Here is a 14,711-nt window from a genome sequence, read left to right on the forward strand (position 1 = left end):
ATCACAAGGTGTCCACCTATTTTGGTGGACACCTCATGCATCAGAGCACTCAACAGCAAAAGGTGCGGGGAAATTCGCGCTTACGGTGATAGCGCCGCGCGGCGCGGTCGCAAAGTTGGGCATGGCCGACATGTTCGTAGACGCCATTGCGCAAGTGCTTGATCGTCAGTCGGGAGGGCGGATCATCCTTCTCAACCATTGCTCCCTCGGACATCCTCCACTCTCACTTCAGAAATGGTTAGGCAATGAGATCAAGCGCTCCACCACCGAGCCAGGCATGCCAGAGGGGCACTCGATAGAGGACCCAGAACATCTTCTATGCATTTTGTCTACGTGAGGCGCCACAATCCGCACCGTCAAGCAGTCGCCCCGATCAGCTAGAACGTCGCCGTTCCGCTTCCTGCCGGACCGCAATGCGCCGCAAATACGACGTCCAATAAAGGGACGAGTTGTCCCCTCGCAGCGGACGTCACTATGCTCCTGATCGACCCCGCTTGGTTTTCGTGATCGCACGTGCCCTACCGAGGACACTCAGGAGTTTTTCATCGCGTTGAACCGGGACGTCGAAAATATCGTCCAGTCTCGAAAGGATCTCGTTGCTATTCACCAAGAAACAGAGGCGGGCCGCGTATTCACTGACGACCTCGTGATATCGTTGGGCAGCACGATAGACGGCACAGGCTTCCATTATCACGGCGAATAGATCAGTGATCTCCGTGAAAGCTTCGGTGCCGCGGGCCATAATAAAACAACGGTCAATGACGGCCTGTGCTATAGTCTCAGACTGGGTGGCTAGCGCGAAATGAGCGGCAAGCTTCAGATAACTAAGTTCGACCTCGATATCGGTGACCTGTTCGTTCACTCCGGCCGTCACTATGCGCGCCACATTGTGGACCGCTCGCTCAGAGGGGATAGAGGCATAGGTCATCGCAGCAAGCCCCGGTACGTCGGCGAGGCGAGTGGCTTGGTCGAGACCTGTTTCCACTTCAGCAAGCACGTCTCGTAGCGTAGATACAGCGTTCGTTGTCAGAAAATCGTCGAATGGTCCGGGGAACATTGTCGCGAGCATGTTCTTGTCATCGATGAGGCGCGCAGTGGCCGCGTCAATAAGTTCCACCCATGCCGCCGGTCTGCACGCTTCGGCCAGCGTATACAGCGCTCCGCGTGCACGGCCGACTAGCTCAGCAAAAATATGATCGGGGCTGATCCAGTCAGGACACCAACGTGGGGCTTCGCGGCGATCAACAATGCAATTCCAGACATAGCGCGCGTAGAAATTGCGCGCCACCCAGCCCAAGAAGCCGACCGTGTCGGGCATTCTTCCGAGTGCGTCCGCCAACACTCCGGCGTGCGCAAGCGCCGCAAGCCTCGTCCAAAAGATGGGCGCAGAAGCGGCTTTCGATGAGCGCCGGATTTCGATGGTCGCGACAATGGCGCATGCCGAAAACATCTCACAGCGATGTATTGAGGCTTGCGCGTCCCCTAGCAACTTTCTCAGAAAAGCACTGCCGAGATCGGCAAACGCCGTTTCTTTGTCGAGCAGCGCACGGCTTAGCTCAAAACCGAAAAGAAGCGTGAACGGGTCTTCTGCATCCAACAGGGGGGACAGATCGGCGGCGGCAAGCTCCAGTTGGTCGAAGGGAATCAGCGGTTGCCACAGGGCGCCGAAAGCGATGCGCCGAATTGCCACTAGCGAGTTGCGCTCAAGCAGCGAACGACGCGCGGCCGCGAGCTCGCCTCGGATAAACGTCCCGATATCTTCGGTTTCGCCAAGCGGCGCGACAAGTCGGTCGAAATACGCAGGCGAGCCTGGCATCATTGTTTGAGGACTGAGGGACTGCGGCTTCTGTAGATCGGCTGCAAACGCTTCCGGTGTGTAGCCTAACGTCGTCATCAGCTCGTCGTACTCGCGGTCAGCCAGGGTGCGATCTTCAACGATCCCATGCCAGTAAAGCTCCTCCTTTTCTGAAAGGGGCTGTGCCGCGAAAACACGTTGCAAGCCTGCGACCCGAGGTTCCCGTTCAGCACTCAGAAGATCGGCGTTGCTGAAAGCAAAGCCTTCGCCTTTCACGACGAGAGTCGCTTTCCCGCCGGGCGGGCGGCCGAGCTTGGCACGCACGCGCCGTCCATTGCTCAGCGTCATCATTACACTGGTGCGGCCGCCGATTGCAGCACGAAGCGCATCGTGAAGGCCGCCAGTCTCTACAGAAAGCTTTTCGCTTAGCGGGTAAGAAAAGCGCGGCTTGATGCCAAGTTTGGCTCGATACTCTTCGTCCAGCAGCAATGGCATTCGCACAGAGAGGGGTAGCGGATTGATCAGCAGTTTGGCGAGCACCTCGACATGAATCTCAAAGTCGACCTGGTCGTCGATCCGCCAAAGCTGCCCGATGTAGGATTTTAGGAACTGGATCGTCGCATCCCAGATTTCCGGGCGATTCTTCTGCAGGGGGACGACTACCTGCTCCTCCACCCAGGCAAAATACTCACGTTGTCTACCTTTCTTGCCTTCAGTAAAAACCATAAACATTGCAGCCTGCATACTGGCCTGCTGGCGCGCGGCTGCCCAAAGGGTCTGATTGTCGGAATCGGGGCACCATGCAAGTGGATCGGGCAAGATCGATATCAGCCAATCGGCGCCCGCTGCGGCTAGCGTTGCATCCGTTGCCGCAATCCACGTTTGACGTACTGCTTTGCAAATCGCGAGCCGTATGCCGGCCAGCCATCGATCCTCCGGAGGAACAAATGCGTTGTGGATCTGCGGTAGCGCTATGCTTTCACGAACGGCCCTCAGCTCCGGCGTCTCGCGCAGAGCGCCATCCTCAATGGGAGCAGTTGCTAGCCAATGTAAAAGCTCATCGGCTTCAAGGGGCATAGCAGAGAAGCCACCAACTCGTAACCGATGGCGTGCCGACCAGTAGCTGTCATCGTCCAACTGACCGGACCTATGCAGCGCCGAAAGGACATCAAGAGTAGTCGCGCACGGAACTGTTCGATTTGCTCCATCAGTCCAGTTCGGCAGTTTGTTCAGGCATCTGTCGTCGGCGACTATGACATCAGTGTCAGCAAGAATGGAGAGCAGATCAAGCGTTGGCGCAGTATCCGTCAGATCCTCGTGTTCCTGATCCGCCTCGTCGCGGTCCGATAGATTCCTTGAGGAGAACCTGATATGGCCACTCTCAACACCAGCCGCGATTTTGCGACGGATTTCGTCGATCGCTCCTAGCAAGTCATTGGCATCCTCGGCATGCCGCAGAGTGGCCTGAGCTTGTTCGCTGACATCCTCGTGCACATACACGCCTGCCACGGCACTCGTTAGGCTATCGAGAATGCCAACGTGATCGAGATACGTGACTGTAAGATCATCGAGGTAGAGGCTCGAGGTGGTTTCGACAGGCTGCGCTTCGGGCCAGCCTTTGTCGACATGTCGCAAATATGCCGCTGCAGTGTTCCGTCGCACGGAATCGATTCTTGACGACAGAAACAACAGAACCTGATGCGTATCGGTGAGCACCGCCATGTAGCCATGCATGTCCGCATTTTCTTCGAGATAGGAGCCGAGCTTCGGGACGGGAGCGGTTCTAACTACCAAGCCGCCCCGCGCCGCTGCTGCTTCCAGCAGCGTAACCAAATCCTCGCCCATCTCCTTGCCCGCTGCCGTAGCATGTCCGCCAGAGCGTGGAATGGTCTTTAGGCGTCCGCTCGCAATCAAGGAATGGATTCGCCGCGCTTTGATGACTATCGAAGGCTGATGAACACGCAGGAACTGCCGCTCAGCGAAAAGAAACCCAAGCGTGCGCGGGGAGATGATGACCTGAGTGAAGGACGTCAACGCCCGATCAAGGATGCCGAGATACTCCATGGTTATCAGGGCACTTATGTCGAATGCCACCGTAGCTGACTGCGAAATCTCAGCCGCAGATCTCGCGCCAGAAAAAGCAAATACCGGATAACTTAGCCTTCGATCCTGTACGCTGGCGTTCCGGTGGCTTTGGCCGAGTGTCAAGTCAAGTAGGCGGCGATTGACCGCCCGCGCGACCATGAAAACAGGAATTTCCGCTTTGCGTAGTGCCTTGTCGAATCGGTCAGTGCGCTCCCGCCAGCCGGACGCGTGTTCGAGGAGCCCGCGAAAGGGTACGCTTTGCACTGGTCCATCCGACCCAGAAAGTTCGATCGCCTTCTGAAACCATTCGCGAGTTCTCGGACCTCGATCTTCTTCACCCCCTTCGGTTGCTAAAACATAGGCCGAAAGAAAGACGTGCGGATCATCGGGCGCTTTTTCGATCGCCGCATCGCGAAACTGATCTACGTAAGGACTGTTGATCTCAAGGCAGAGCCGGGCCAGCCGCATGCAATCCTTTGATGAAAGGAGACCTAGCCGGTCTATCTCGCGGGTTACAATGCCTTGTAAATATCCCCAGTCGCCGGTTTCTACTGCGGTGTTGACGGCCAACTCACGGTCGCTGGCCTCACCTCGTGTGGAAAATAGCTTGCGGGCGATCGCGCGCGCTTCGACGACCCGACCAACCCGATACAGCGACCATCCCTTGATGGATTCATATTCGGGATCAAGTCCCGCTTGGTCCGGTAGTTCGTTATATAGCTCGATGAGCTCGGCGTCGCGTTGATCTGCATAGAGGGACTTGATCGCCACATCGAAATCTTGCCGCGTCCTCGTTTCCCGAACCAATCTGGGTGCGTACTCGGCGAGCAGTTTTGTGTCGCGTCGTGTGCGCAAGCCCTCGACCAGAAATTGTAGCTCTTGCAGGCTGTTTGATTGCTCATAGCGTTGCCGATGCCACTCCACCTCGTCTTTGTTTTCGATAGCAACGATCGCCTCTTCGGCATCCTTCGCTTGTTCGTCAGTGAGATGTTTACCGCGATGCTGCTCGAGTATTCGCCTGGCGTCATCGATCCGACCGCCGCGGGCAAGAGCCTCAATTTCGACGGCTGCGAGGTAGCCCAGCGCGAGGTCGCCCTGCGCGAACAAGTCCTCACGATGTGTGGCAAAGAAGGCGTTGATCGTGTCGGCATTGTCATCATGAACGGCCAGAAGGAACGCAGCGAAACGCTCGTCGGCCGACCATCCGCCCAGCTCCTTTCGCCGATTGAGGCTACGTTGCAGTGCATCGCTATCGAACGGCACGCCATACGCGAGGGCAAGTCGAACACGCTGAAGGATCGTTTCCGGATTGGCGAGTTCCGCCGCCAATTGCGCCTGGGCAGCATCGCGTTGATCCGCTATTTCAAGGCGAAGCCAAAGAGCGAACTCCGATAGGAAATCAGCTAGGTGCTCAATTTCAAGCTCCGGCACCTTAGCGAGGAGACTCTGCACGTCTGCCAGTGCTTTTTTAACAAGGTTGTCCGCGTTCGGTCCGCTGGCAAACTGCAACATGCGCGGGTTAATCGGCAGGCCCTGAAAAAGGGCGGCTCGGCGATCACGGGGAAGCAGCGACGCGAGCGCGAGCTGCGACCTTAGCAGATAGAGCGCCGCGATTTCGTCGAAATACGAATCCGGCATCTCTCTGACAAAGGTCAAAGCGTCGTCGAATTCTCCATTTTCAATCGTCTTGATCACCAGATTCAAGGCGCTAGGCGACGTGAAATCGGCAGCTCTAAGATTTTCTGCGCGCGCCCAATTCAGGGCAGCACTGGTTCCATTCCGCCGGACTAAGACGAAAAAAACCGCCGATCGGGCCTCAATGTCGTGGCGTGTCTTGAGAACGCGCAGGGCTGCATCAGCGTCACCAGCAGCCTCCTTCAGATAGGCGTCCACGACGAAAAGATCGCGCGCCGGATCAATTATTGCCCCCTCGCTGCGAAACCGCTCGGCAGCAGCTCTTCTCTCGGGTACCGCGTTCGCCCGGGCGGCCCGCTCGCACACCTCCGCCCGCAGCAAAGGAGAGGCAAGCGCCAAATCGCCATCGATCGCCCGGTCGGCGAGCGTTGCGAGTTCTCTCGGCGTATCCGTACGGCTAAAGCCACGCCGCCGCAGCGCTTTGGAAAACGCGGCCTGCAACTCGCGGTCAGCAACTATCCTTGGCAAACGGATTTGGGGTTCAGAATCACGTGCTCGCAGACTTTGGGCAACGGCCGCTAGATCTTCCTTCGTGGCGAGGTTCGCTTGAGCCTGCGTTAACATGTCAAGCATGTGCGCCTTCGACGATGACGCCGCGAAGCGGCTGTCCTCTTCGGTGATAGCGGAATGGAATGTGGTCGTGGAAGCATCCTTGGCGATCGCAGGAATTCGTGCCGCTAACCGCGTCAGCGCTTCGCGTGGACAGATCTTCTCAACCCACGCGCGATCAAAGAAATCGTCGATAATCTCTGGACGTGGGATTAGTCTGGTCGTGAGATGAACTGCATCCAGCGGATCAAACCCGATACTCTTCGACGAGAGGCTAGTTCGGACCTCCTCGACCGATTCTACCACTTTCGTTTCTTCGAGCGCGCACGCAAACACCAGCACAAATCGCTTAGCTTTTTCTGCCCATGGGTGCTTCAGAAAAATCTCAAGCGCCGCGTTCACATCGGCAACTGTGCCCTTCTTGTAGCGTTTTGTTTGCCAGACCTCATAGGAGCCGTCGGTGCGGCGAACGAGAAGATCGATTCCGTACTGCTTCTGTCCACGGGTACCATACGCCCAGGCGCACTCGACGTCTCCGCTTGCTTCGGCCAGTCGTCGACATAACTTTTCGAAGTTTTCCCAACTGAGTTCGAGGAACGGCAGCCTGTCGCCACGTGTATTCACCGGCGGACTGACGGTTCTATTCTTGGGCTTCTCAGTCAGCCATTCCGGGTTTTCCTCATGGCTTGGCAGGGCGACTCGGCGGATTTTAGAGGTCATCCTTCATTCTTGCCGAAAGAAGCCATGATGTCATGGATCCAATTCGGTGTAACAAAGGCCGAATGCCGAATAGCGGTGAGTGCTACTCCAAGTGGGCTCGAAGCTGAGCGCCAGTTTCGATTTGGATCGCGTCTAAGGATCCGTTTGCTACAGCAACTCACGCGGTCCGTCGGCGCAGTTGTTCGGACGAGGCTCGAATGTATCGTCATAACGATGCTCGCCTAGCTAAAGTCTGCTTCCGAAAAACCGAGCTGCTCTCGGCCCAAAGCTGCCTATCGGCTACGCGCCCCATTGTCGTCGTTTAGGGCGGCGTTTGCCGATCTCGAAAGCTGCCATATGTGCGACACAGGCATAGACGCGGTTCATCAGTGCCGTCGATCGGTCTCCCCATGCGGTCGAGCCAAGCCGCAACCTATTTTGACGCAAGACCAGCCTCCACCAATCGCCTGAACGCTTCCGATCTCGTGGGAAGATCTGGCTGAGTGCGACGCCACTCGTCCACGCGAGTAAGTAAGTCGCTCGAGAGCCGCAACTCGAAGCGTTCAGTTTTGTTGTCGACAGGATCAGGAACGTTTGACAATGGTGATGTCCGTAATGTACGGTATGTACGTAAAAATGTAGTTCGCTATTCCTAGTCGAACGAACGTGCTCCAACACGTCGTTCGGCCGAGCTACAACCCAAGCTGTCTGGATCTCGGATCATGGCTGATTCCGACAATAGCACGACTTTGGCTCTCGTCACCCGCAGGAGGGTGCTTGTGACAATTGCAATTGCGAGAACCTGTCTTCCGCGAATGGGGCATTCAAACCAGAGGATCTAATAGCCGTACACCTTCACCCTTTTGACCAGCAGATAGGAATTCGACACCTGCTTTTGTCAGAGCCGCCTCAATGGCCTGCAGAGTGCTGATCCGGGAATCTACCTTGCCGTTTTCCAACCGGGCCAGCGCATTCAGAGACACAATTGCCTTGTCAGCAAGCTCCTGCTGCGACCAACCAAGCAAAGCCCGTGCGGCTCGAATCTGTCGTGGACTGACCATGGGTCCACAATCGGCAGCCCGATGTTGTTCGCCACCTATAGGGTTATTTTACACCTTGTAAGGTATATTAAATGGCGATTCGACTTTCGCATCACGTCGCAGCGAAGTACCCGGTGCGTACGCGACAGACTCTCTATCCGGCTGACTAGTGGAGGATCAAAAGGCTTTGTTGAAACCGCAACGCTCCGTCCTCTTTCGGTCGGGGCCGAAGCCAATGATCGAGAGTGACCCGCATCCCGCCGATCAGCATGTCGGCAGGCAGATCGCGACCGTTCGCGTCCAGTCGGACGTCTCGCAGGCTCAGCTGGCAAGAGCCATCGGCATCAGCTTCCAGCAGCTACAGAAATACGAGAACGCGAGAAACCGTGTGAGTGCGTCGATGCTCTACGAGATCGCTACGTCGCTGAACGTTCCCGTCAGCCGCTTCTTCGACGGCCTGCCGGGAAACGATGAGACCTGCGTCGAGGCGCGGCCCCTGCCGGTCGATGAGCGCCTGGATTTCATTGCCAGCGCGGAGGGTCGGCGCCTGATCGAGGGGCTAGTGAACCTTCCGCCGCGTGTGCGCGGTCGCGTCTCGTCCCTGATCGCAGCGTTAGGAGAAGAACTGGCCCTGCTAGACACAAAGGCGGATAGCGAGACGGCCGGCGTTTCCCCGCCGGCCGAATGCAAGACCGTCTGACGGCCGATCGCGGCAGTCAGCCGAATTTTCGGGCAGCGGGCAGGGCGATGCGGCCGCAGGTCGAGGACACTTCGATTTCGACGCCGAATGCCCGTGAGCGGGTCGCAAATCCCTCGAGGGTGTCTCGCGCCGCGCTTCCCGTGACGGCGACGGGCACCAGTCTGCCCGTTGCCGATCCGAGAGACTTAGGTTCCGCGCCGATTACGACGGGCAGAAGGTCTATCCCGGCTAGGTTTCCGCCCGCATCATAACGGCACGCGGCGACAATGCTTTGCCAGACCTCCGGTGGGTCCCATTCGGTTTCGTCGGGGTGCACATGAAAGAGGAAGTTTCCGAGGCCGTAGAAGATCGGCGAGCCATTGTAGATTTCCACCGCCTGCAGCACCGGCGCGCCGTGGCTGACGAACAGGTTCGCGCCGGCGTCGATGCACATCCTGGCAAAGGTCTGCACCCAGCGCGGTACGTCCTGCCAACCTGGTTCCCAATGATGGTGGTGCAGATAGGCGATGACGAAATCGCCTTGTGCCGCTGCGTGCTGGATGGCGGACAGATGGACACTCGCGCTGCGCTGATCGACTTCGATCAGACGGCCGAAATCGGCGGCTTGCGTGAACACGGTGCCGTAGAAATTGATCTCCTTGCCGGCTGCCACCTCTACAGGGTCCTCCGGTTGCGCATAGTTGGCCAGTTCAAAGGGCGAGCTTTGCAAATGAGCGCTCAGCCTTGCCAGTCTGCCGAAATGTCCGTCCGGCACCCCCATCTTGCGAACGGTGTTCAGACGATTGACGCCGGGTCGAGCCGGGCGGAACGCCGTGCGGTCTTCGGCATACATGTTGGTCGGGCCGGGGCCTGCATCCATCGCAAGTAGCGAGACATCGCGCGCGCCCAGCCGGCGGCGGCCCGGTCTCCTGGCATCGGTCTCGTCGGCCCCGATGCCGGAATGCAGGAAACCGCGTGCTTCCACTTCCTCAAGCGTCGAGAGGATGCCGTCAGCGCCGAGATCGAAGGCGTGGTTGTTTGCGAGCGCAAGCGCGTTGAAACCGATGGCCTGCAATGCGTCGAGCACTTCAGCCCTGGAATATCCGAAGTATTTGCCCTTGGTCGGCCACCCGCCGTGCTTGCCCAGGATCGTCGACTCGAAGTTGGTGAAGACGACGTCGCCTTGGCGCAGGAAGTCCGTAACCGCGATGAAGCGTTCGTCTTTGACGTCACGGATGTCGTGCTTGATCAGGGATTGGCCGGTAACGACCGCGCAGAACTGGTGATTCATGGAACTCGCCTTGAAGGAGGGGAGGGCGCTGGCGTTCCGGCCAGCATCACGTCGATGTCGAAGTCGGTTGCCGCCTATTGCGAGAGGGCCGGTGAGATATCGCTTTTGAACCATTTCAGGCTCAGCGCCTTGATCGTCCCATCCTTGGTAGCCGCATCGATGGCCGCGTTGAACTTGGCGAGAAGTTCGGCATCGTCCTTGCGCATGCCGGCGCCGACGCCCGGCCCCCAGAGCCCGCCCTTCAATTCCGGCCCGAAAAACACCGCGTCCGAACCGGAAGGCGTCTCCAGAAAATCCCGCCAGGTGAAATAGTCGGCCAGACCGCCGTCGATGCGACCCGCGGCAAGATCGAGCTTCATGTTGTCCTGGCTGTCATAACTGCGAATGGTCACGACATCGCCCAGCATTTCCTTGACGACTGCTTCCGAATTCGACGAGCGCAGGGCCCCGATCGCCCTGCCGGCGAGTGTCGATCTGAGGCGTTCGATGGTCGCCTTTTCCTTGTCGCCGATGCTCGAGAGGTTGACCTTCTGCTTGATGTCACCAGGATCGAGACCCAGGTCCTTGCGCACAACAAACTGGTTGAAGCCGGTGGCGTAGGGAACTGAGAACGCGATCTTCTGCTTGCGTTTTTCCGTTATCGCCATGCCAGACATGATGACGTCGAACTTGCCGACAAGCAGTGCCGGGATGATCCCGTCCCAATCCTGCGGGACGAAGGTACATTTGATCTGGATGCGACGGCACAGTTCCTGTCCAACATCGATATCGTAACCGTAGAGTTGACCGTTCGCGTCGGTGCCGTCCCAGGGCGGCGAGGCGCCTTCAGTGGCAATCGATATGACGCGCTCGCTTTCGGCGTTGGCCGGAAATGCCGACATCAGGGATGCGATAGAAACAGCAATAGCCAGGGGTATGCGCATGATGCACCTCTTCGTTGGTTTGGATGGAAAGGGGAGCCCAGAACCTGCGGAATCAGGGCAGGGGCGTCGTGATCTCTGGGTCAGGTAGGGCGGGGCGCAATCGCGCCTTTCGTCGACGCACCGGATGGCCGTCGGTCGAAAGCCATCGCTCCAGCAACTGGATCGCTTTCACCGCGATCGAGGTAAGCGATAGGTAGATCGCTCCGGCGACGATGAAGATCTCGTACGGCGCGAACGTGGTCGACACCATCTGTCTCGCCATGCCGGTGATTTCGAGCAGCGTCACGGTGCTCGCCAGCGACGACCCCTTGATCATCCCCACGACCTCGTTGCCGTAGGCCGGAAGCGATATCCTGAAAGCGATCGGGAAGGTGACTAGGCGAGCGATCTGGAAGCGTTTCAAGCCGAGAGACGTGGCCGCCTCGGTGACACCCGTAGGCACGGATTGGAGACCGCGGCACAGGATCTCGGTGGTGTGTGCCGCGCTGTTCAGCGAAAATGTCAGAAGAGCGCACCAAAAAGGATCCCTCAGGATCACCCAGAAGATGCTGGTTCGCACCGCCTCGATCTGACCGAGGCCGTAGTAGAGCAGGAAGAGCTGAACGAGCATCGGCGTGCCGCGTACGACATAGGTGTATGCGAGCACCGCGAGGGAGAGGCCGGGACGTCCAAACGCGCGGATGAAGGCCAGCGGCACGGACAGAAGAAATCCGGCAGTCAGTGACAAGACCGTCAGGGTCAATGTGAGACCAATGCCCGAGGGCAAGACAACCAGTGCGTCGAACATCAGGCCGAGGTTCATGGGTCGCTCCCTCCTACCGGCCAAGCGCCGGATAGCGCCGCTCAGCCAGCCGGATCGACAGCAGCGTAACGGTGGTCAGCGAGAGATAGAGAGCGGAGGCCGCAAGGTAGAAGGTCAACGGTGCGCGCAAGGATCCGGCTCCCACATACGCAACGCGCATGATGTCGGTCAGGCCGACGATCGAAACCAGCGCGGTATCCTTGAAGAGCGAAATCCATAGATTGCCATAAGCAGGCAGCGCCAGCCTCAGCATCTGAGGTCCGATGACGAACATCCAGCGCTGCCAGGCATTCAGCCCAAGCGACTTTGCCGCTTCGGTTTGACCCGCTGGCACAGCCGCAATGGCGCCCCGAAACACTTCGGTCGCATAACCGCTGAAAACGACCGAGAGCGCGATAACCCCTGCTGTGAATGCGTTCACCTCCACATACCGGCCGGTGATCTTGCTGGCGAGCGTCGTTCCGCCGAAGTAGATGAGCAGGATAATGAGAAGTTCTGGTACACCACGGACAACCGTGGTGTAGGCCGTCACGACGCTGTTGAGGCGCGGTTGTGCCGTGCCCTTCGAAATAGCCAAAAACAAGCCAAATGCCGTACCCAGGCAGCCACTCACAAGGGCCAGGCTTATAGTCACGGCGAGTGCGACAACAAACTGATTAGTAAAACCACCCATGGGGGCGCTTTCCTCGACTCGCAATACAGCAAGATACGCTGGACTTTTCCACTCAGACCAAGCCGTATAACCCAAGGTTGCGAATTGTTATATTTGTAATTTGGAGTTAATTTGAGATATTGGCTAATTCTAGCGCTTGCAATTACACACTCAATCTATAATTTTTATTATTTCGTCTATAACGCACCGTTATATACTGAGGCGGTTCGTTGCTCCCCAGGTTGGCGTTATCTCCTTCCCGGGTGGGCGTTATCAGGGAAAGGAGCGCAGGGAATGGAGTTGCTGCAGAGCGACCTGAAGCTGCGTCAATTGAAGGTTTTCCGGGAAGTTTTGCGTGCCGGTTCGACAAGGCGAGCGGCGGCAGCACTCGGGATAAGCCAGCCGGCCGTCAGCCAACATGTGAAGCAACTCGAGACCACGCTCGGCATCACACTCTTCAAGAGATCAGCCAACCGCATCGTCCCCTTGCAGGAAGCCTGGGAACTCCTGCGAAACGTAGAACTTGCCCTGACGTCCCTGGATCGGCTGGAAGCGTCGATCTTCGCAATGAAGAACGAGGAAAAGCAGAGGATTGGAATTGCCGCCCCTTCCGTTTTCGGTTTCGCGACCTTGCCCAAGGTCGTCGCGATTATCCACTCAAAGACCGCTTCTAACGTCCGGTCCCTTTCGGGAAGCTACGAGCAGATCGGAGAACACATCTTGGCTGGGCGGGCGGATCTCGGGATCTCGAGATTGCCGCTCGACCCAAATCTGTTTGAGTGGGCACCGCTGGGGTCGGCGCGCAACGTATGCATTTTCCATCCCGATCACCGTTTTTCAAAACAGACCTGTATCGAGGCCCAAGACCTGGCAGGCGAAACGATCGTCGATATCGATCCCCAGTTCGCCGCCCACCAAATGAACTTCAATGCTTTGCGCTTCGCCGGCGTTGAGCCAGACATCCTGGTGGAATTCGATTGCAACGGTCACGAAGCCGGATACGTTTCGGCTGGCCTGGGCATTTCGATAACCAATGAGATCATCGCGCGTGAGTACGCTGCGTTTCACTTGGGAATAAGGCCAGTGGAGCCGTCCGCGCTCTATCACTACGTTGCGATTTGGCAGAAGGGCCGGACCTTTTCCAGCGCATTGAATGTCTCGCTCGAGGCGATCATCGCTGCGTTTTCCACGGAGTCGCCTGCGGTTTCCTTAGGAAGCGCCAATTTATTGGCGGTCGGCTAGGCTGCCCTCGCAGTTCGGATCGTGTGCAGGGTTTCCGGCTGAGATGCGTATATCAACGCAACATCTTCCAATCCTTGCGACCCGTGACAACATCGCTCAATCCATCCTGGATTCGTGGTTGTCCTCCCAGCAACGGCGGATGTCTGGCAAAGTGGTATTAGCCGATTGCTTGCCGCAACTCCGTATGTGGCGGTGTCTGTTGAAGCCTCGCCGCGATCACATGAAGTTGCTCAGGCCTCAAGTGGGTATAGCGGCGGAGCATCTTCCAATCCTTGTGCCCGGTGACCATGGCGACCTGCTCGATGGTGAAGCCAGCTTCAAACAGGCGGCTTGTGCCTTCGTGACGCAGGTCGTGGAAGTGCAGGTCCTCGACCTTAAGTTCATGACAGGCACGTCGGAAGGCGGTTCCGGCCGACTTCCCATTGTAGGGGAAGATGCGTCCCTTTCCCTCAGTGGAGAAACGCTGCTCTTCGAGGATCGCGCGGGCGTCGTAACCACTCACATCGAGGAGCGGGATACGCATGTGATTGCCCTTTTTGTGGCGTGGGTCCTTGCGATCTCGTATCAGCAGGGTGTTGTTGCGGTCGTTCAGGTCCTCCCACGTGGCGTTGCAGATTTCCCCGAGCCGCATGGCGGTGGCGATCGCAAAGCGGATGATCTTGTCGACGGGGATAATCTGGAAGTTGTTTTCTCTGAAGTACCGGATCAGGGCCTCTATCTCGCCAAGTGTCGGCCGCCGATCGCGTTCGTTGCCCTTGCCAACAAGACCCAAGCGGGCGAGGGCGACACGACCAAGTTCCACCGGCTCCGCTGAATAAGGCAGTCCATGCACAGCCGCGCCGTGCACCAGCAATGTCCGGATGTATCCGATGTCTATTCCAACGGTGACAGGTCCGGCGCCTTCCTCGGCTCGTTCCTTGCCGAACTTTATGACCTGTTCGCGACTGAGATCCGCGATGTTGAGCCTTCCGAGCCTGGCTCGTAGCAGGTCCAGGCTGAATGCCTTCGAACGCCCGATCAACTTGCCAACTTCCGTCATATCGGCGATATGCAGGTCGATCAGGTCGGAGACCGTTTTGATCCCGTCCTTGTGCTTGGGAGCAGGCTTCTGACCCAGGTCGATTTCTCGCTCAATTCGGCGCGCCCACATCTCGGCGTCCTTGCGGAGCGAGAAGCTGGTGCTGAGGTAGTGGCCCTTGCAGCGAACCTGCACACGCCACTTGCCGGAAGCCAACTTGTTGATGGATGCCATGGGTGGT

General features: G+C 57.8%; 10 protein-coding genes. 3 read left to right on the top strand and 7 right to left on the bottom strand.

Annotation, left to right across the window (positions count from 1 at the left end):
- Nucleotides 1–337, top strand: a 337-nt coding sequence (locus tag NKH29_RS27525) for a hypothetical protein (RefSeq protein ID WP_353001026.1), incomplete at its 5' end; no start/stop codon positions are given.
- 135 nt (nt 338–472) lie between these two features.
- On the opposite strand, the gene NKH29_RS27530 is transcribed toward NKH29_RS27525, so the two are convergent.
- The gene (locus tag NKH29_RS27530; RefSeq protein ID WP_353001027.1) at nt 473–6,844 is read right to left on the bottom strand and encodes an HTH domain-containing protein; all 6,372 of its coding nucleotides are present in this window, start codon (nt 6,842–6,844) and stop codon (nt 473–475) included.
- Nucleotides 6,845–7,647: 803 nt separating this feature from the next.
- Entirely contained in the window at nt 7,648–7,884 is a 237-nt protein-coding gene (locus NKH29_RS27535) for a helix-turn-helix domain-containing protein (RefSeq protein ID WP_112099334.1), read from the bottom strand.
- 148 nt (nt 7,885–8,032) lie between these two features.
- On the opposite strand from NKH29_RS27535, the gene NKH29_RS27540 reads away from it, so the two are divergent.
- Nucleotides 8,033–8,563, top strand: a complete 531-nt coding sequence (locus tag NKH29_RS27540) for a helix-turn-helix domain-containing protein (protein ID WP_353001028.1) — start codon at nt 8,033–8,035, stop codon at nt 8,561–8,563.
- A 16-nt stretch (nt 8,564–8,579) separates the two neighbouring features.
- Here the strand turns inward: NKH29_RS27540 and NKH29_RS27545 are convergent, their stop codons facing one another.
- The 4 genes from NKH29_RS27545 to NKH29_RS27560 form a co-directional block, all read right to left on the bottom strand.
- The gene (locus tag NKH29_RS27545) at nt 8,580–9,833 is read right to left on the bottom strand and encodes a CapA family protein (protein ID WP_353001029.1); all 1,254 of its coding nucleotides are present in this window, start codon (nt 9,831–9,833) and stop codon (nt 8,580–8,582) included.
- Nucleotides 9,834–9,907: 74 nt separating this feature from the next.
- Complete coding sequence (locus NKH29_RS27550; protein ID WP_353001031.1) at nt 9,908–10,756, bottom strand: transporter substrate-binding domain-containing protein; 849 nt, start codon at nt 10,754–10,756, stop codon at nt 9,908–9,910.
- 52 nt (nt 10,757–10,808) lie between these two features.
- A complete protein-coding gene (locus tag NKH29_RS27555; RefSeq protein WP_353001033.1) occupies nt 10,809–11,558 on the bottom strand; it encodes an ABC transporter permease in 750 nt (249 codons plus the stop codon).
- A 13-nt stretch (nt 11,559–11,571) separates the two neighbouring features.
- Nucleotides 11,572–12,231 (bottom strand): ABC transporter permease, encoded by a 660-nt coding sequence (locus tag NKH29_RS27560; RefSeq protein WP_353001034.1) that lies wholly within the window; start codon nt 12,229–12,231, stop codon nt 11,572–11,574.
- Between the two features lie 273 nt (nt 12,232–12,504).
- Here NKH29_RS27560 and NKH29_RS27565 point away from each other — a divergent pair, with 273 nt between their 5' ends.
- Nucleotides 12,505–13,452, top strand: coding sequence for a LysR family transcriptional regulator (locus tag NKH29_RS27565; protein ID WP_353001035.1), 948 nt, complete (start codon nt 12,505–12,507; stop codon nt 13,450–13,452).
- 157 nt (nt 13,453–13,609) lie between these two features.
- On the opposite strand, the gene NKH29_RS27570 is transcribed toward NKH29_RS27565, so the two are convergent.
- Nucleotides 13,610–14,704, bottom strand: a complete 1,095-nt coding sequence (locus tag NKH29_RS27570; protein ID WP_127259349.1) for a site-specific integrase — start codon at nt 14,702–14,704, stop codon at nt 13,610–13,612.
- Nucleotides 14,705–14,711: the final 7 nt, after the last annotated feature.

Source organism: Mesorhizobium sp. M1295, assembly GCF_040318135.1.
GTDB lineage: Bacteria > Pseudomonadota > Alphaproteobacteria > Rhizobiales > Rhizobiaceae > Mesorhizobium.